Raw genomic sequence first — 227 nt, 5'->3', positions numbered from 1 at the left:
CGGTCAAGTTTGATAACGCGACCGTTAACAGCGCTGATGCGGCCGCCCATAACCTTTCCGGAAAGCAGCTCGTCTGCCACAGCTATGATGTAACCCGGCTGCGGAATGTTTCCGTCCAGGCCAACATCAAACGAAACAACGCGATCCTTGTTGTTGGTGAGAATACCCCAGCGCCCCTTTCGGTTCGCTTCTGACTGCCGGGTGCAGCCGATGGCTGTCATTTCCAG

The 227-nt window shown here is 55.9% G+C and carries 1 protein-coding gene; it reads right to left on the bottom strand.

Annotation, left to right across the window (positions count from 1 at the left end; all coding sequences use genetic code 11):
* A partial coding sequence (locus OGV69_RS25280; RefSeq protein ID WP_286469008.1) for a hypothetical protein occupies nt 1–227 on the bottom strand: 227 nt, incomplete at both ends.

The sequence above is a fragment of the Citrobacter sp. Cc139 genome (genome assembly GCF_030334645.1).
In the GTDB taxonomy this organism is placed as follows: Bacteria; Pseudomonadota; Gammaproteobacteria; order Enterobacterales; family Enterobacteriaceae; genus Citrobacter; species Citrobacter werkmanii.
The sequence above is the reverse complement of the archived record's forward strand: the minus strand, read 5'-3'. Positions and strand labels throughout refer to the sequence as shown.